At 70.0% G+C, this 17,141-nt stretch carries 18 protein-coding genes and 2 pseudogenes; 7 read left to right on the top strand and 13 right to left on the bottom strand.

Annotated elements, in window-relative coordinates:
* Position 1: 1 nt before the first annotated feature.
* Together ACIA8E_RS28380 and ACIA8E_RS28375 are read right to left on the bottom strand one after the other, a co-directional pair.
* Complete coding sequence (locus ACIA8E_RS28380) at positions 2–565, bottom strand: hypothetical protein (protein WP_399302138.1); 564 nt, start codon at positions 563–565, stop codon at positions 2–4.
* A 67-nt stretch (positions 566–632) separates the two neighbouring features.
* Positions 633–1,127 (bottom strand): DUF1269 domain-containing protein, encoded by a 495-nt coding sequence (locus ACIA8E_RS28375; protein ID WP_355771327.1) that lies wholly within the window; start codon positions 1,125–1,127, stop codon positions 633–635.
* Positions 1,128–1,514: 387 nt separating this feature from the next.
* On the opposite strand from ACIA8E_RS28375, the gene ACIA8E_RS28370 reads away from it, so the two are divergent.
* On the top strand, positions 1,515–1,838 hold the full coding sequence (locus tag ACIA8E_RS28370) for a plasmid stabilization protein (protein WP_399302137.1): 324 nt from the start codon (positions 1,515–1,517) through the stop codon (positions 1,836–1,838).
* A 40-nt stretch (positions 1,839–1,878) separates the two neighbouring features.
* Here the strand turns inward: ACIA8E_RS28370 and ACIA8E_RS28365 are convergent, their stop codons facing one another.
* The 5 genes and pseudogenes from ACIA8E_RS28365 to ACIA8E_RS28345 all read right to left on the bottom strand — a co-directional run bounded on the left by ACIA8E_RS28365 (position 1,879) and on the right by ACIA8E_RS28345 (position 5,758).
* On the bottom strand, positions 1,879–3,306 hold the full coding sequence (locus ACIA8E_RS28365) for an NADP-dependent succinic semialdehyde dehydrogenase (protein ID WP_399302136.1): 1,428 nt from the start codon (positions 3,304–3,306) through the stop codon (positions 1,879–1,881).
* A 210-nt stretch (positions 3,307–3,516) separates the two neighbouring features.
* Positions 3,517–3,984 carry an ATP-binding protein gene (locus tag ACIA8E_RS28360; protein WP_399302135.1) on the bottom strand — a complete coding sequence of 156 codons (468 nt, stop codon included), beginning with the start codon at positions 3,982–3,984 and terminating at the stop codon, positions 3,517–3,519.
* Between the two features lie 179 nt (positions 3,985–4,163).
* Positions 4,164–4,626: pseudogene (locus tag ACIA8E_RS28355) on the bottom strand (molybdopterin cofactor-binding domain-containing protein); the annotation flags it as partial.
* Between the two features lie 79 nt (positions 4,627–4,705).
* Positions 4,706–5,282: pseudogene (locus ACIA8E_RS28350) on the bottom strand (2Fe-2S iron-sulfur cluster-binding protein).
* Positions 5,283–5,371: 89 nt separating this feature from the next.
* A complete protein-coding gene (locus tag ACIA8E_RS28345; protein WP_399302134.1) occupies positions 5,372–5,758 on the bottom strand; it encodes a hypothetical protein in 387 nt (128 codons plus the stop codon).
* A 173-nt stretch (positions 5,759–5,931) separates the two neighbouring features.
* Here ACIA8E_RS28345 and ACIA8E_RS28340 point away from each other — a divergent pair, with 173 nt between their 5' ends.
* Both ACIA8E_RS28340 and ACIA8E_RS28335 read left to right on the top strand, forming a co-directional pair.
* A complete protein-coding gene (locus ACIA8E_RS28340) occupies positions 5,932–6,264 on the top strand; it encodes a DUF6479 family protein (protein WP_399302133.1) in 333 nt (110 codons plus the stop codon).
* A 116-nt stretch (positions 6,265–6,380) separates the two neighbouring features.
* Positions 6,381–7,205, top strand: coding sequence for a VOC family protein (locus ACIA8E_RS28335; RefSeq protein ID WP_399302132.1), 825 nt, complete (start codon positions 6,381–6,383; stop codon positions 7,203–7,205).
* A gap of 59 nt (positions 7,206–7,264) precedes the next feature.
* Here ACIA8E_RS28335 and ACIA8E_RS28330 read toward each other — a convergent pair whose 3' ends face one another.
* Entirely contained in the window at positions 7,265–7,792 is a 528-nt protein-coding gene (locus tag ACIA8E_RS28330) for a DUF6328 family protein (protein WP_399302131.1), read from the bottom strand.
* 220 nt (positions 7,793–8,012) lie between these two features.
* Between ACIA8E_RS28330 and ACIA8E_RS28325 the strand changes: the two genes are divergently transcribed.
* Positions 8,013–8,402, top strand: a complete 390-nt coding sequence (locus ACIA8E_RS28325) for a VOC family protein (protein ID WP_399302130.1) — start codon at positions 8,013–8,015, stop codon at positions 8,400–8,402.
* Positions 8,403–8,474: 72 nt separating this feature from the next.
* Here ACIA8E_RS28325 and ACIA8E_RS28320 read toward each other — a convergent pair whose 3' ends face one another.
* The 5 genes from ACIA8E_RS28320 to ACIA8E_RS28300 all read right to left on the bottom strand — a co-directional run bounded on the left by ACIA8E_RS28320 (position 8,475) and on the right by ACIA8E_RS28300 (position 11,414).
* Positions 8,475–8,966, bottom strand: a complete 492-nt coding sequence (locus ACIA8E_RS28320) for a GNAT family N-acetyltransferase (RefSeq protein ID WP_399302129.1) — start codon at positions 8,964–8,966, stop codon at positions 8,475–8,477.
* 64 nt (positions 8,967–9,030) lie between these two features.
* Positions 9,031–9,435: a DUF1992 domain-containing protein gene (locus tag ACIA8E_RS28315; protein WP_399302128.1), complete on the bottom strand. Its 405-nt coding sequence runs from the start codon at positions 9,433–9,435 to the stop codon at positions 9,031–9,033.
* 186 nt (positions 9,436–9,621) lie between these two features.
* Positions 9,622–10,485 carry a tyrosine-protein phosphatase gene (locus ACIA8E_RS28310; protein WP_399302127.1) on the bottom strand — a complete coding sequence of 288 codons (864 nt, stop codon included), beginning with the start codon at positions 10,483–10,485 and terminating at the stop codon, positions 9,622–9,624.
* Between the two features lie 87 nt (positions 10,486–10,572).
* Complete coding sequence (locus tag ACIA8E_RS28305) at positions 10,573–10,890, bottom strand: SHOCT domain-containing protein (protein ID WP_399302126.1); 318 nt, start codon at positions 10,888–10,890, stop codon at positions 10,573–10,575.
* A gap of 95 nt (positions 10,891–10,985) precedes the next feature.
* On the bottom strand, positions 10,986–11,414 hold the full coding sequence (locus ACIA8E_RS28300; RefSeq protein ID WP_399302125.1) for a DUF6325 family protein: 429 nt from the start codon (positions 11,412–11,414) through the stop codon (positions 10,986–10,988).
* A 532-nt stretch (positions 11,415–11,946) separates the two neighbouring features.
* Here ACIA8E_RS28300 and mutA point away from each other — a divergent pair.
* From mutA to meaB, 3 genes are read left to right on the top strand one after another with little or no spacing between them, the layout of a single operon-like run.
* Positions 11,947–13,806, top strand: a complete 1,860-nt coding sequence (gene mutA, locus ACIA8E_RS28295) for a methylmalonyl-CoA mutase small subunit (RefSeq protein ID WP_399302124.1) — start codon at positions 11,947–11,949, stop codon at positions 13,804–13,806.
* Entirely contained in the window at positions 13,806–16,007 is a 2,202-nt protein-coding gene (scpA, locus tag ACIA8E_RS28290) for a methylmalonyl-CoA mutase (protein WP_399302123.1), read from the top strand. The genes mutA and scpA overlap by 1 nt, the downstream gene beginning before the upstream one ends.
* Positions 16,008–16,019: 12 nt before the next feature.
* Positions 16,020–17,006, top strand: a complete 987-nt coding sequence (gene meaB / locus ACIA8E_RS28285; RefSeq protein ID WP_313935485.1) for a methylmalonyl Co-A mutase-associated GTPase MeaB — start codon at positions 16,020–16,022, stop codon at positions 17,004–17,006.
* Positions 17,007–17,141: the final 135 nt, after the last annotated feature.

Below are 17,141 nucleotides of genomic sequence, written 5' to 3'. Positions count from 1 at the left end.
GTCAGCTGCGCTCGGCCTGGGTGATCCGGGGGATCGTCTTGACTCCGGCCGCCTTACGGCTGTTCGCGTGTTCGCTGACCGTCCGGCCGGGCGGGGCGTCGGGGAAGCCGAGCACCACCGAGTCGAGCACCTTCCCCGATGCGTCGACGAACTCCACCTTGACGGCGTAGAAAGCGGCCTTGCGGGTGGGGTTGGTGACGCGGACCAGTGCGCTGCGGAACTGCTCGCCCGTCGCGATCGGCAGCCCGGTCACCGAGACGTCCTTGATCGCGTTGCCCTGACCCTTGACTCCTGCGAGCTGCTGGGTGGCTTTCTGCCGGCTGCGCTCGAGCTCGGCGGAGACCGAGGCCTCGAAGTCGGTCTGGGTGCGCGGCGAGGCGCTCGCGGAGGGCGACTCGTGCGGCTCCGGGGACACCGTACGGGTACTCCTGGCCGTTCCCGGCGACGTTCCACCGGAGTTGCAGGCGGCGGCGCCCGCCATGAGCACCGCGGCCAGCACGGCGGGGGTCAGACTGCGGGCTGTGCGGCCGCCGAGGGCGCGTCGCAGAGGGCTGGGCTGGTTCACGGACACTCCGGGTCTGCTCGGAAAAAGGAGTCAGGGGGATACGGCTGGACGGGCGGAAGGCACCGGATCACTCGGCGTCCTCGCCGAAGATCTCGCGGAGCCGGGCCTCGCTGAGGGTGTCCAGGTTGCTGTGGAGAAGCTCGGCGCCGCCGCCGGGGAGCGCGTCGCTGATCCGGTCGGGCACCTCGTTCGTGGTGAGCAGGAACAGGGCCGAAGTTCCGGGCGTCACCTGCTTCTTGACCTCCGCGATGAAGTCGTCGTCGATGCCGACGTCGGCCAGCTTGCCGCCCAGCGCCCCGGCTGCTGCGCCGATGGCCGCGCCCAGCAACGGCATGAGGAAGATCAGCCCGAAGAGCATCCCCCAGAACGTGCCGCTCAGGGCGCCGGCGCCGACCAGGTTGAGCAACTGCTTCGTTCTCGGCTTCGCCTTGTCGGTCGGCCAGCTGACCACCGCGGCGTCGAGGATCTTGATCAGCCCCTCCTTCTGGAGGGCCTTCAGTGTGCTCTCCACGTCCTCCGCACCCTCGGCGGACTGGAACTTCCACACGGTGAGGGTGGACATCGCGCATACCTCCACATTCCGGAACCGATCAACTCGCCCATATTAGGATCAAACCGTATGAAATGACTCACCGAATCTCGTGAACAGCGTCCCGTCGCGCACCCGAACGGGTGACCCTCGGCAACACCTCGCCGAGCAAGGGGGAGAGAGCCACGCAGTTGAACGGCGCAGATACGGACGCGGCCGTACGGAAGGCTGTCGACCGGGCCGGTCGGCGCGGCCGAACCGCCGTCGACGGACACGTACAGCCCGCGGCTGCGCGAGCACATGAGCGGCCGCACGGCACCGCCGCCCGATGCGGTCCCCGGGAGCCGCTGGGACACTGGGTGGTGCACCCCGGACCGTCCCTCTCGGGCACGGAGGCCACGGAAAGGAAGTGACCGCACCATGCCACGCGGATCCAGTCCCAGGCGCGAGCGGCAGTACGAGCACATCAAGGAGAGCGCACAGGAGCTCGGAGTGAGCGAGGAGCGGGCGGAGGAGATCGCCGCGCGCACGGCGAACAAGGAGCGCGCCCGCTCCGGTGAGCCGACGACCGCGAGCCGTACGTTGGTCCACGACCTCTCGTCCCTGCGGCGCGCCGAGCTGCGCTCCCACGACGGAGCCGAGGACCCCACCCGCGACCAGCTCTACGAAGAGGCCAGAAGGAAGAACGTCAAGGGACGCTCGACCATGACAAAGGCTCAGCTGGCCGAGGCAGTCGGCCGCTGAGCCCTCGCCACCGCCGGGCGGAACCCGCTGTGCGATGCGGCTACGCGGAGCCGCTTCCGTCCGGCTCGGGGCCGTACCAGACCGTCGTGGCATTACAGAATTCACGGATGCCGTGACCGGCCAGTTCCCGTCCGTAACCGGAGCGCTTCACCCCGCCGAACGGCAGCGCAGGGTGGGAGGCGGTCATGCCGTTGAAGAAGACACCGCCGGCCTGCAGGTCACGCACGCACTGACGGCTCTCGTCGGCATCGCGCGTCCACACGTTCGAGCTGAGGCCGAACGGGCTGTCGTTCGCGAGGGTAACGGCTTCGTCCAGGTCCTCGACGCGGTACAGCGTGGCGACCGGGCCGAACGTCTCCTCGCGGTGGATCCGCATGGCGGGGGTGATCCCGCTGAGGACGGTGGGGCTGTAGAACCAGCCGCGCTCCAGCTCCGCACCCAGGCCGGTGGGCCGGCTGCCACCGCACAGTGCGGTCGCGCCCTGGTGTACGGCGTCGTCCACCAGCTCCTCCAGGTCGGCGCGGCCCTGTTCGCTGGAGAGCGGGCCGATGTCGGTGGTCTCCTGCTGCGGGTCACCGACCGTCAGATCGTTCATGCCCGCGGTGAACCGCTCGGCGAACTCGTCGTACACATCGGTGTGCACGATGAATCGCTTGGCGGCGATGCAGGACTGCCCGTTGTTCTGGACCCGGGCGGTCACCGCCGTGCGGGCGGCCTGCGGGATGTCGGCCGACGGCAGGACGAGAAACGGGTCGCTGCCGCCCAGTTCCAGCACGGTGTGCTTGACCTCGTCGCCCGCGATCGCCGCGACGGAGCGGCCGGCCGGCTCACTGCCGGTGAGGGTGGCGGCGACGACGCGGTGGTCACGCAGGATCGACTCGACCGCTCCCGATCCCACCAGCAGCGTCTGGAAGCAGCCGGGCGGGAAGCCTGCCCGGCTGAACAGGCCCTCCAGGTACATCGCGGTCTGGGGGACGTTCGACGCGTGCTTGAGCAGGCCGACGTTGCCCGCCATGAGTGCGGGAGCGGCGAACCGTACGACCTGCCACAGCGGGAAGTTCCACGGCATCACGGCGAGGACCGGGCCCAGCGGTCGGTAGTGGACATAGGCCCGGGAGGCTCCGGCGTCGCGTACGTCGTCGGCCGGCGGGTGCTCGTCCGCGAGAAGCCCCTCGGCGTTGGCCGCGTACCAGCGCATGGCCTTGGCGCACTTCGCGGCCTCCGCGCGGGCCGCTTTGATGGGCTTGCCCATTTCGGTGGTCATGGTGCGGGCGATGTCCTGCTGGTCCTCGTCGAGGAGGTCGGCGGCCCGGTTGAGCAGCCGGGCCCGTTCACCGAAAGCGGTGGTGCGGTACTCGCGGAAGGTGGTGTCCGCGGTCGCGAGCCGATGCTCGATCTCCGCCGCCCCCAGTGCCTCGAACGTCTTGAGGGTCTCGCCGTTCGCCGGGTTGACCGTCGCGATGGGCATGACTGTGGTCTCCTTGCCTCGGATTCTTCGACCGTGCCGCGCGACGCCCCCTCGCGCAACGCGGGTTCCGGTGCGGGTACCCGACCGGCGCGGACCATGCGTGCGCTGTGCACGTCATCCGCGCCGGTGGGCAGAGCAGACTTCTTCACGTAGGGCCTCGGGTACCGGTCCGGGCAGGGATCCCCGCCGCCCCTGTCGTCGGGGCCCGCCTCAGACGAGGGCGGGCTCGGAGGCCGGCGGCAGCAGGAACTCGCGTACGCCGGGCAGGGGTGCGCGCGGCAGCAGATCGGTGTTCCGCGGCGCCTCGGCGTAGCGGGTGAACCAGACGACTTTGCCGTCAAGCGTCCTGCAGGTGCCCCAACTGTGGCTGAGGGCCATGACACGGCTGAGACCACCGCCGCCGCTGCTGAGCAGTCGCGGCATCTCGGAGCTGTTGTCGGCGACGGAGACCGTGAGGTGCCGTCCGGACCAGCGGAGTTCGACGACGCACTTGTTGTCGCCACCGACGTGCCGGTGGACATTGGTCAGCAGCTCCTCCACACCCCGGCACACCGGCCGGATGTGAAGTTCGAGACTCCAGTGGCGCAGATGAGCGGCGACTATTCGTCGCAACTGCGAAACACGCTCTTCCGATACCTGGAGTTCGACCAGATAATGCCGGTCGAGTGGAACGGTCATCGTCGAGGCTCCTCACGTCCAGGCCCATCCGCTTCGCCCCGTTGAACCAACGACCCCCGAATACGAAGAGTGAGCAGATGTCACTATTAGGTCACTCCTTAGGGTGACTCGGTGGGACCGGTTGCGCAACACGAAGGTGAGGGCCCGTGATATCGCCACGGAGTGTGATCGCGCCGCATTCACCCTCGCGACAAATACGGCAGCAGCTTGTCCGGCGGAAGGCTGCGCAACCGGGCGCCGGTCGCGTGCCGCATGGCGTTGCCTAGAGCCGCCGCGGCGCCCACGATGCCGATCTCACCGATGCCCTTGCTGCCCATCGGGTTGAGATGCGGGTCGTCCTCGTCGATCCAGTGCGCCTCGATCTGCGGGACGTCGGCACAGACAGGCACACGACAGGAGGCGAGATCGTTCTGTATGAAGTCACCGAAGACGTGGTCGATCGTGCTGCCCTCGGTCGGTTCCATGCCGAGCCCCATGATCACGCTGCCGATGAACTGGGAGTGCACGGTACGGGAGTTGGATGCGTCCGGCGGCGAAGACGCCGAGCATGCGGCGCATCCGGACCTCACCGGTGCGGGTGTCGACGGCGACTTCGGCGAAGTGCGCGCCGAACGCATGCCGTACGTACGGGGATTCCACCGCCGAAACGCGGCCCTGGGGCGGGCGGTGCTCGCGCGGACCGCCTCGGCGGTGGTGCGGGCGCGCAGATATTCGACCGGCTTCACGGCGCCACGTCCAGGATCGGTTGGACGATACGGGGATACGCCCCGCAGCGGCACAGGTTACCGCTCATCCGCTCGCGGGTCTCGGGTGCAGTGAGCCGGGCCGAGGCGCCGGGCCGACCCGTACCGGTGGCGTGGGACGGAAAACCGTCGGCCGCTTCGTCGAGCATGCCCACCGCCGTGCAGATCTGGCCGGGGGTGCAGTGTCCGCACTGCAGGGCGTCCCGGGCGAGGAAGGCTTCCTGCACGGGATGCAGCTCGTCCCCGTCGGCGAGCCCCTCGACGGTGGTGATCGCGGCCCCGTCGTGTGCGACGGCGAGCAGCAGACAGCTGCTGGCGCGCCGGCCGTCGACGATGACGGTGCACGCCCCGCACCGGCCGTGGTCGCAGCCTTTCTTCGCTCCGGTGAGGCCGAGGTGCTCACGCAGCGCGTCCAGGACGGTCGGTGGTGCGGTGGTCGAGCGACAGGGTCCGTTCGGTTCCGTTGATGTGCAGCGTCAGCGTGGAACAGTGAAGGGCCGCCTCCGGATTTCCGGCACGTCCTACCGCCGGCTCGCGTGTTCCACCCGTTCGCACCTCTCGAAGCTGCGGCCTTCAGCTGCTGTGTACCAGACGCGCGCAAGCCTCCCTGTGCATTGCGCCGACTCCAGGCGCAGGTACGCGCCTCACCGGCTCTCCACCCGCAGACGCACCTCCTCCTCCTGGTCGCCGGAGACCGTTCCGACGACCCGCACCGTGAAGGCGTCCGCCAGGTGCCTCCTGAGCTCATCGACCGCCCAGTAGCCGCCCTGCACATCGAGCGTCACGGGCCGGCCGATCGTGATGGGGCCCGAAACCACCCTCGCCTCGGACACATCGACGGTCACGTTCCACACGGTGGGTCGTTTCCCTCCCAGGTCCTGCGGCACGTCCGCCGAGGCCCGGTCGGTGGTGAAGGCGGCCCGCAGCACGTCGAAGACCATCCGTGCGTCGTCCTTCGAGCATCCGCTGATGGCGACCGCCACCTCCTTGCCGTACCGGTTCTCCTCCGGCTGCGCCTGTGTGCTGTTCACGGGGGTTCCTTCCGCTCGCAGTGCTGACCCTTCTCCAGGCTCACCCCACGGCTGGGTGTCGGCGACACGAAGCGGCCGGCGAACAGTGAAACTCTTTTCTCTCTATATCCACTTAAAACATGAATTCGCGGTCATAGCCGAGTGACGGCCCCGCCTCGGGGTATCCGGCATGCATGGACGTATCGAATGGAGCCCTCGATTCCCTGGCCGTCACGCTCGCGGACGGGCGGGGTGCGCTCGGCGTGGTGATGGCGATCGTCGGTGTGGCCCTCGTGGGCATGCTGATCGGCGCCGTCTGGCTGGGACGGCGGCGCCGGGCCCAGGAACTGCCACCGCCCCGGCCTGAGGAGCAGCCGCTGCGGCCGGACCACCGCACACACGTCGAGGAGCGCGACGTCCACGGTGACGACAGCTTCCCGGCCGACGGGCGCGGGCTCTCCCCCTACGAACTCGGTGACCACGGGAACGAGCCCATCCGGCACGACAAGGACGAGACGCGCGACTGAGCAGCTGCTTGTCCGCATCGGCGCGTGTTGCGCGACCGACCGACCGAAGTGAGGCTGGTAGAGGCCCGACCGCCACGGCATGCGTTTGCCGCAGAACCGATGAAGGCAGCAGCACCATGACGGGAAGCAAACCCAGGACAGCGCCCCCCTCGGCGCCGCTGACCGGACCGTCGGCGCCCTGCTGGGTCAACCTCATGACCCGGGACCTGAAGTCGGCGCAGGGGTTCTACACCGCCACCCTGGGGTGGACGTTCCGACCGGGAAAGCTGGGGCAGGAATTCTCCGTCGCACGCCGCGACGACGTGCCGGTGGCCGGTATCGCGGCGATAGCGACGGCCTTCCGGGTCGCCGTGGCATGGACTCCGTACTTCGCCGTGCAGAACGCCGATGCGGCTGCGTCGCGCATCCGTGAGCGCAGCGGCACGGTGGCGGTGGGGCCACTGGCGCTCGGCAAGGGGCGCGGCGCCCTGGCGGCGGACCGCGACGGCGCGGTGTTCGGCATCTGGGAGCGCACCGAGGCGGCGACATCACCGCCGGCGCCGGACGACCACTCGAACGCGTGGCTCGAACTGCGCACCAGGGACGCTTTCGACGCCGCGATCTTCTACGGTCAGGTCCTCGACTGGGCGACCGGATGCCCCGGCGGCTGCGAGGTGTCGTACGAGAAGGACGAGGTCGTGGTGAACTCCGGCGGCAAGCGGCTGGCCCGGATCAGCTCCGGTGCGGTCGAGGCCGCACCGGATCCGCTGGTCCGCCCGCACTGGCAGGTCCACTTCCCGGTGGCCGATGTGGCGGCAGCTGTCTCGGCGGCGCGGCAGCACGGGGGCTCGGTGGTCGAGCAGCGGACACAGGGGCACGGCTCGGAGGCAACCCTGTTGGACCCGGACGGCGGGCTGTTCACCGTCACGGACATCCGAAGCCCGGCCGCCGAGGGCATCTGAGCCGAATGGCCGCAGTCAGCTGTTCGGCCGCCCGCCGCGCGCCGAGTGCGTATCCGAGGTCACTTCTCGCCTTCCGATGTCGAGCGTGCCAGCACCCAGGCCGGAAACACGAACCAGCAGATGAGGAACCACAGCGCCATGGCGCCTACCAGCCACAGTGCGAGCGCGTTGTGCAGGGCCACCCGCAGGATGAGCAGCAGCGCGGAGCACATCGTGCAGAACAGCAGGACGAGACCGAGCACGGTCAGTCGCGACGCCCACACAACGGTCTGCGGCTTGAGCCGGTGCCCGGTGAGCAGCCGGTGGAGGGAGACGGGCCCGATCAGCGCGGCAGCCGTGGCCGACCCCAGCATCACGGTGACCACATAAATGGTGCGGTCCGTGTCCGACAGCGCGGCGAACCGCGGCTGGAAGACGACGGCCAGCAGAAAGCCGAACAGGATCTGGACGCCGGTCTGGGCGACGCGCAGCTCCTGGAGCAGATCCGTCCACAGCCGGTCCGCCCGTTCCTCGGCCGTCTCGTGGCGGCCGATGTCGGGCTCCCGGCCGCTTTCCGCGTCGCGGTCCTCTCCGGGTGTCGGGGTCACCGTGAGCCTCCGTCCGCGGTAGGTGTCGAGCCCGTTGCCTCGCCTCCTACCCCCACCGTAGGGATCTCACGTCGGGGCGGCAGCCCGAATGCGCCGTCGGCGATGCCCTCGACGAACGGTGCCGGTCGCGCCTACGATCTTGAATACGGCATCGCGCGCCGGTCACCGGCCGGGTGAGGCGTGGAGGTGCCCGTGAGATGCCCGATGGAGGCATTCCACAGTGTCAGTCGACTTGAATCACACCATCATTCACGCCCGGAACAACCGGGAATCCGCCGAATTCCTTGCGCACATCCTGGGTCTGGAAATCGGTGCGGAATGGGGCCCGTTCGTAGCGGTCGCCACGGCAAATGGGGTCACGCTGGATTTCGCGACCATTCCCGCCGAATCGATCGTCGGGCAGCATTACGCCTTCCTGGTCTCGGAGGCGGAGTTCGATACGTCGTACGCCCGCATCAAGGAGCTCGGGATCACCTACTGGGCCGATCCGCACCGGAAGCATCCGGGCGAGATCAACCACAATGACGGCGGCCGGGGCATCTACTTCCTCGATCCCGCCGGACATGCCATGGAGATCATCACGCGCCCGTACGGTGGCTTCGCCTCGTAACGGTTCCCGGTGCACCGGACGTTCGGCCGGGATCCGGGTCACCGGGTCCCGGCCGGGCTCTTTCGCGGTCCGTCAGTCGACCGGAAGCGTCAGTTCGGGACGGTCCCACATCACCGCGGGCGGGTTGGCCGCGGCAGTGCCGGTCCGCAGGGCGCCCACACTGCGGTAGAAGCCCTCGGCGGGCGGATGCGAGACGATGCGAACGTCAGTGAGCCCGGCAAGCTGCGCCTCGCCGCGCAGATGCGCGATCAGCAGCCGTCCGATACCGAGACCCTGCGCATCGTCGGCGACGAACATCAGATCCAGTTCGGCCGGATCGAGGACCAGCGAGTAGAACCCGAGCAGCCGGTCGGTACCGCTGTGGGCGGCGACGAAGACCCGATGTGTCTCGATGTAGTCGGGCCCCACCCGGTATCCGGCCACCATGGGCGCGTACGGACCCTCGTAGGCGCGGGAGTTCCTGACCAACCGGGTGAGACGCTTGGCGTCGCGCGCGGTCGCCCGTCGGATCAGCACATCCCGGCGACCTGCCCCGCCTGCCGGTCGCGTAACACTCGGTGTCATAAAGGGAGTATTACGCATCAGGGGGACGGGCACACGCCCGGCCTCGGCGGCCCGCTGCCGCGACCTACGCCGAACCGCGCTCCGCACGCCACTCCTCGACCACGGCGTCGATGTCGAACGGGCGCAAGTTCAGCAGGGGCCCCGGCGGCGGCCGGCGGATCGCCACCTCGATCTTCTCGTTGACCTCGGTGAGCATCCGGCGCACCTCGGCCTCCGAGCGGGCTTCGGACACCGCCGTGCGGGTGTCCTCCGCCTCCTTGCGCAGGGCCAGGGCCGGCGGGAGCATCGACACCCCCTCGCGCTGCATCTTCGCCTTGATCCACCAGGTTTCGTCGTACGGGCGGTCGATACCGGGCAGCGGCTTGCCGAAACCCGGGAGCTGGGAGAAGTCGCCGCGCTGCTCGGCTTCACGGATCTGCTTGTCGACCCACGATTCGAAGCTGACGCCGGCGGGTTTGCGCTCGGTCAACGTGCACCCCTCTCGGAGAACCCTTGATCCAGTACTCCCACGATACCGAGGGCGGTCCCGGCGCCGGACCCCCGGAACCCGGACCGGCCGGTACACGAGTCCGCCGAGCGTCCCCGTCCGCGGCCTGGCCCACGGCATCACCTCGACCGTGAAGTCGGCGGCAACCTACCCGCCAGGGGTACCGAGTCAACCCATGGATCCTCCGCGGATGACCGCTTTGACCGATCGGGTGGGGGCGATGGCCGGTTCCGGTCGGACGGAGACCACGAGCCGGCTCCGCAGCCGCTCCACCACGGGCTCGGGGATCCGCAGACCGTCACGCACGTAGCCGTCCAGACCGCCCCACCGCTCGTCCATCGCGTCGAGCGCGGTCGAGAGATAGCGGGGGCGGACCTCGATGATCGCGGCCGCGATCTCCGGATCGCCGCCTGCGTCGAGGAAGCCCTGCACATACGGCTGGAAGGCGGCCCGCACCACCCGATTCACAGCGAGGAACTCCGCCCGTACGACATCGCGTGACGCCCCGACCATGAGCAGGAGCAGCGCGGTGGCCCACCCGGTGCGGTCCTTGCCCGCCGTGCAGTGGAAGAGCACCGGCCGGGCACGGTCGTCCGCGGCCGTCTCGACGAAGGCGCGGTACGCGGCCGAGGCGCCCGGCGACAGCACCAGCTTCCGGTAGGTCTGCGCGAACAGCTCCTCGGCCTTTCCGCCTCCGAGCATCTCCTCCGCAGCCACCGGATCGCTGAGCAGCGCGCGCAGCCGGGCGGGTGCCACGCCCGGGTTGTCGCCGAGGACATCGGCGACGAACAGCCGGGCCCCGGGCGGCAGCCGATCGGGGGCCGCCATGCGCTCGTCGGCGGTGCGCAGGTCGACGACCGTCCGGATGCCGAGGGCGGTCACCGCCACGTCGCGGGCCGCGTCGAATCCGCTGAGCTGTCCGGAGCGCAGCACCGCCCCGGACCGGAAGCAGCGGTCGCGGCCCAGCGAAATACCTCCCAGGTCGCGCAGATTGACAACGGTGGCAGCCGCAACGGGCCTGGCGGTTTGCACGATGGATTCCCCTTATTCCGGACGCGACTCATTCCCGGGCACGACATACTGCGGACACGGCTGATGAATGGATTCGCCCCGGCCGGATCAGCCGGCCAGAATCTTCGCCTTCTGCGCCTCGAACTCGGCGTCGGTCAGGATTCCTTGCTTCTTCAGCTCGGCCAGTCGTTCCAGCCGGTCGATGATGTCGTCCGCCGGGGGCGCGGGAGGCGCCGCCTGGGCAAGGGGTGTCTGCTGTCGTACGGTCTGCTGCTGTGGGGCGGCCTCTTCCTGTGCGGCCGCTTCCTGAGCTCCCCACCTCTGCTGCTGGCGCTGCTGGACCCGTCCGCTGACCGCCGATGCCGTGCCCGCGACGACGGCGGTGCGCGCCACGGTGCCCAGCAGTCCCGGTCCTCTGCGGTTCATGCCCGGTCCTCGGAAAATCGGCATGATCTGCGCCCCTTCCAGTGCGGTGCGGTGCGATGCGTGCGGTGCGACGGCGTACTGCGGGCCGGGCAAGGTCAGCCGGTGGGACCGCTGGCGGCCACGGCCGCCTCCGCGATCTCGCCGGGGATCCGCTCATGCGCCACCACGTGACCGCCCGAGGCCCGGACGGCCGCTGTGAGCGGCACAGCCCACAGGTCCTCCCACACGATCAGCGCGGCGGAGCTGCCCGGTGGCACGCTCTCCCCGAGAGTCCGGATGTCCTCGCTGTTCAACAGGCCACTGACCACTCCCTCGACCGGCTCGAACGACACCAGGTCATCGGGGTCGAGGTCTTCCAGCTCCACTGATTCGAGCGTGCCGTCCTCGCCCCGGTACACAAACGTCAGGTCGAGGATCCGCACCGCTTTCGAGGCGACCGCTTCGGCCAGCGCCGGCGCAATGGCCCCGGTGAAACGGCTCCCGGGAAAGGCGACGACGAGGTACTCCACAGGTCCCACAGTCACGGGCGTGTCCTCTCCTCGCGGATGGATTGCCTGCAGCATAACTTCGGATATTTAGTGATGCACTGTGGCAATTCACCTCGGACGGAGAGCTGAGCGGCCGCCCCGCTCGCAGGGCGACGAGGGCGGCCCCAGCTGCCTTGACGCCGGTCCGGCCAACCGCTCCTTCGGTGATCCCCCGCTCGGCCGCCGCCTTGTGGGGTCCCTGGTCGAGTACACGGACGCGGTCGGCCGGCGAAACCTCGTCGACGGCGTCGTGAGTGACGATCAGGCAGACGCCGCCGAAGCCGACTGGATGGGTGCGCCGAGTGTGGAGTGCATGGACGCGAGTGGTCCGATCGGGTGCTGCGAAAGGTTGTCGAGCAGCAGCGGGCGGGGGCGACCGGCGCGTGCCCGGGCCGGCGCGACACGGCGGGCCCGCCCGCCGGCGCCCCCGACTACGCCACCGTCCGTAAAGGATCAAGTGCGCGCGGAGAGGGCAAGGTCACAGGCGGTTCCCCTGCTGCTCATCTGAGCCTTCGCCTAGCATCTGGGCATGACGGTCCTGCCTGCTGACGGGCTTTCGTTGGCCGCCGAATTCCCTGACCCAGCCCATGAGCAGTGGCAGAGCCTTGTCGAAGGTGTGCTGCGCAAGTCGGGCAAGGATGTTGCGGGTTCGGCAGCCGAGGAAGCGCTGTCCACCACAGTGGAGGACGGGCTCATCACCCGCCCTCTGTACACCTCGCGCGATGACGCGCCCGATGCCGGTTTTCCGGGCTTCGCCCCCTTCACCCGCGGCAGCAAGGCCGAGGGGAACGCGGCGAACGGCTGGGACGTACGGCAGCGGCACAGCCTGACGGATCCGGCCCGGCTCAACGAAGCAGTGCTCGCGGATCTGGAGAACGGTGTCACCTCGTTGTGGCTGACCGTCGGCGGTGCGACGGGCGTACCGGTATCCGGGCTCGCGCGCGCGCTGGACGGTGTCTATCTCGATCTGGCTCCGGTCGTGCTCGACGCGGGCAGTGAACTCGACGCCGCCGCGACGGAGTTGCTGCGGCTGTACGAGGAGCGGGGCGTGGCCCCGGAGTCGGCCCGCGGCACTCTCGGCGCCGACCCACTGGGCCGCGCGGCGCGCAGCGGCGGTGCACCGGAGCCGGCGGCCGCCGTGCACTGGGCCGAGCGGTGCGCGAAGGAGTATCCCGGGCTGCGGGCGTTGACCGTGGACGCGCTGCCGTACCACGAGGCCGGTGGCTCGGCGGCCCAGGAGCTGGGCACTTCGCTGGCGACCGGCGTGGCCTATCTGCGGGCGCTGACCGGGGCGGGGCTCTCCGTCGAGGCGGCCTGCGCCCAGCTGGAGTTCCGGTACGCGGCCACCGCCGACCAGTTCCTGACCATTGCCAAGCTGCGGGCGGCCCGCCGGTTGTGGGCGCGGGTCGCCGAGGTGTGCGGAGCCGCGGACGCCGGCGCGCAGCGCCAGCATGCGGTGACGTCGTCGGTGATGATGACGCGGCGCGATCCGTGGGTGAACATGCTGCGGACGACGCTGGCATGTCTGGGCGCGGGGGTCGGCGGGGCCGACTCCGTCACCGTGCTGCCGTTCGATCACGCGCTGGGGCTGCCGGACGCGTTCGCCCGGCGCATCGCCCGTAACACGTCGACGATTCTCATGGAGGAGTCGCATCTGGCCCGGGTGATCGACCCGGCGGGCGGCTCCTGGTACGTGGAGCGGCTGACCACCGAACTCGCCGACGCAGCCTGGGCCTTCTTCCAGGAGATCGAGCGGGCGGGCGGTCAGGCCGCGGCGCTCGGCTCCGGCCTGATCGGTGAGCGGCTGGCGGCGACCTGGGCGGCGCGCAGCAAGGATCTGGCACGGCGCAAGGAGCCGGTCACCGGCGTCAGCGAGTTCCCGCACCTTGCGGAGCGCCCGGTGGAGCGCGAGGCGGCCCCCGGCGCCGATGGCGCGTCGGGCGGGCTGCCCACGGTCCGTCGTGACGAGGCGTTCGAGGCGTTGCGTGCTCGGTCGGACGCCCATCTGGCGGCGACGGGCCGGCGGCCCCGGGTGTTCCTTGCGGCGCTCGGCCCCGCGTCGGCGCACACCGCCCGGGCCACGTTCGCCTCGAACCTGTTCCAGGCGGGCGGGATCGAGCCCGTGCACGACCCGGCGTCGGTGGACGCCTCGACGGCCGCCGAGGCCTTCGCGACCAGCGAGGCCACGGTGGCGTGCCTGTGTTCCGGTGACGCGCTGTACGCCGAGCAGGCGGAGGCCGTGGCCTCGGCGCTGCGCGCGGCCGGTGCACTGCGGGTGTTTCTCGCGGGCCGGCCCGCCGAGTACCCCGGTGTCGACGAGTACGTCTTCGCGGGCTGCGACGTGGTGGCCGTGCTCTCCTCCGTTCTCGACCGTATGGGTGTGGCGTAATGCGGATCCCCGACTTCTCCGACATCGAACTCGAGCCGGGCACCGGCGCCGAGGGGTCCGAGGACCAGTGGCACACGGCGGTGAAGGAGTCCACCGGTGGCTCCGACGGCGATCTTCTGTGGGAGACCCCGGAGGGCATCGCGGTCAAGCCGCTGTACACCGGGCGTGACCTGGAAGGGCTCGACTTCCTCGGTACGTATCCGGGCATGGCCCCGTATCTGCGCGGCCCCTACCCCACGATGTACGTCAACCAGCCCTGGACGATCCGGCAGTACGCAGGGTTCTCCACGGCCGAGGAGTCCAACGCCTTCTACCGCCGCAACCTCGCGGCCGGGCAGAAGGGACTCTCCGTCGCCTTCGACCTGCCGACGCACCGCGGCTACGACAGTGACCACCCGCGGGTGACCGGCGACGTCGGCATGGCCGGTGTGGCGATCGACTCGATCTACGACATGCGCCAGCTGTTCGACGGCATCCCGCTGGACAGAATGACGGTGTCGATGACGATGAACGGCGCGGTGCTTCCCGTACTCGCGCTGTACATCGTGGCCGCCGAGGAACAGGGCGTACCGCCCGAGAAGCTGGCCGGGACCATCCAGAACGACATCCTCAAGGAGTTCATGGTCCGCAACACCTACATCTATCCGCCGAAGCCCTCGATGCGGATCATCTCCGACATCTTCGCGTACACCTCGCAGAAGATGCCGCGCTACAACTCGATCTCCATCTCCGGCTATCACATCCAGGAGGCGGGTGCGACGGCCGATCTGGAGCTGGCGTACACCCTCGCCGACGGGGTGGAGTATCTGCGGGCCGGTCGGGACGCGGGTCTCGATGTGGACGCGTTCGCACCGCGGCTGTCGTTCTTCTGGGCGATCGGCATGAACTTCTTCATGGAGATCGCGAAAATGCGGGCGGCCCGCCTGCTGTGGGCGAAGCTGGTCAAGGAGTTCGAACCGAAGAACGCCAAGTCCCTCTCGCTGCGCACCCATTCACAGACCTCGGGCTGGTCGCTGACCGCGCAGGACGTGTTCAACAACGTCACCCGGACCTGCGTGGAGGCGATGGCCGCCACCCAGGGACACACCCAGTCGTTGCACACCAATGCGCTCGACGAGGCCCTCGCACTGCCGACGGACTTCTCGGCGCGGATCGCCCGGAACACCCAGCTGCTGCTCCAGCAGGAATCGGGTACCGGCCGGGTCATCGACCCGTGGGGCGGCAGCGCGTACGTGGAGAAGCTGACGTACGACCTCGCGCGGCGGGCCTGGCAGCACATCGAGGAGGTCGAGGCCGCGGGCGGGATGGCGCAGGCCATCGACGCGGGCATCCCGAAGCTCCGGGTGGAGGAGGCCGCGGCCCGCACCCAGGCGCGGATCGACTCCGGGCGGCAGCCGGTGATCGGAGTCAACAAGTACCGGGTGGAGACGGACGAGCAGATCGATGTGCTCAAGGTCGACAACTCGTCGGTGCGCGCCCAGCAGATCGAGAAGCTGCGGCGGCTGCGCGCGGAGCGCGACGAGGCAGCCTGCCAGTCCGCCCTGCGAGCACTGACGGCGGCAGCGGAGAGTGGTCCCGGCCCGGGTCTCGAAGGCAATCTGCTGGCGCTGGCGGTCGACGCGGCGCGGGCGATGGCCACGGTCGGCGAGATCTCGGACGCCCTGGAGAAGGTGTACGGGAGGCATGCGGGCCAGATCCGTACGATCTCCGGTGTGTACCGCAACGAGGCAGGGGAGTCACCTTCCGTGGACCGCACCCGGACGCTGGTCGGCCGGTTCGAGGAGGCGGAGGGGCGCCGTCCGCGCATCCTGGTCGCCAAGATGGGCCAGGACGGCCACGACCGCGGCCAGAAGGTGATCTCTACGGCCTTCGCCGACCTGGGCTTCGACGTCGATGTCGGCCCGCTGTTCCAGACGCCGGCCGAGGTGGCACGGCAGGCGGTCGAGGCGGATGTGCACATCGTGGGCGTCTCCTCGCTGGCTGCCGGGCACCTCACCCTCGTACCGGCGCTCCGTGAGGAGCTGGCCGCCGAGGGCCGCGACGACATCATGATCGTGGTCGGCGGGGTGATCCCGCCGCAGGACGTCGAAGCACTGCACGAGGCGGGTGCGGCGGCCGTGTTCCCGCCGGGCACGGTGATCCCCGATGCCGCCTTCGATCTGGTGACGCGGCTCGGTGCCGCGCTCGGCCATGAGCTGTGAGCCGCTGACCCGATGGCTCCGACGATCGATATCGACAGCTATGTGAAGGGGGTGCTCGACGGGAAGCGGGCGCACATCGCGCGCGCCATCACTCTCGTCGAGTCCACCCGCCCCGATCACCGGGCGCTGGCCCAGCAGTTGCTGCGCGAGCTGCTGCCGCACTCGGGCAACGCGCGGCGCATCGGCATCAGCGGGGTGCCGGGGGTCGGGAAGTCCACGTTCATCGATGCGCTGGGCACGATGCTCACCGGGCTCGGGCACCGGGTCGCGGTGCTGGCCGTCGATCCGTCATCCAGCCGGACCGGCGGCTCCATCCTGGGCGACAAGACCAGGATGGAGCGGCTGGCGGTCGATCCTGCGGCGTTCGTCCGCCCCTCCCCCACCGCCGGGACGCTGGGCGGGGTGGCCAAGGCGACCCGGGAGTCCATCGTGGTGATGGAGGCGGCGGGTTACGACGTGGTGCTGGTGGAGACGGTCGGGGTGGGCCAGTCGGAGACGGCCGTGGCCCAGATGGTCGACACGTTTCTGCTGCTCACGCTTGCCCGCACCGGCGATCAGCTGCAGGGCATCAAGAAGGGTGTCCTGGAGCTGGCGGACGCGATCGCGGTGAACAAGGCCGATGGTCCGCACGAGCGTGACGCGCGCGCGGCGGCCCGCGAACTGGCGGGCGCCCTGCGGCTGATGCACCCGGCGGACGCGGCCTGGACTCCCCCGGTGCTGACGTGCAGCGCCCGTGAGTCGACCGGCCTCGACACCCTGTGGGAGCGGCTGGAGCAACACCGTGCGCTGCTCGACTCGACGGGGCGGCTGGCCGCGAAACGGCGTGACCAGCAGGTCGACTGGACCTGGACGATGGTGCGCGACGAGTTGCTGGACAGCCTGCGCAGTCATCCGCAGGTGCGTGCGCTCACCCCTTCGCTCGAACAGCGCGTACGCGACGGTGAGTTGACGGCAACGCTGGCAGCCGAAGAGATCCTCGCCGCCTTCCGGGGCGACTGAGCGGATCGGACAGGGCAAGGCGGGAAGGGGGGGGGGGGGGGGGGGGGGGGGGGGGGGGGGGCGCGGCCCGCCCCCCCCCCCCCCCCCCCCCCCGCCCCCCCCCCCCCCCCCCCCCCCCCCCCCCCCACACCACGA

Source organism: Streptomyces sp. NPDC051664, from assembly GCF_044453545.1.
In the GTDB taxonomy this organism is placed as follows: Bacteria; Actinomycetota; Actinomycetes; order Streptomycetales; family Streptomycetaceae; genus Streptomyces.
Note: the sequence above shows the minus strand (reverse complement) of the source record. Positions and strands in the feature narration are given on the sequence as shown.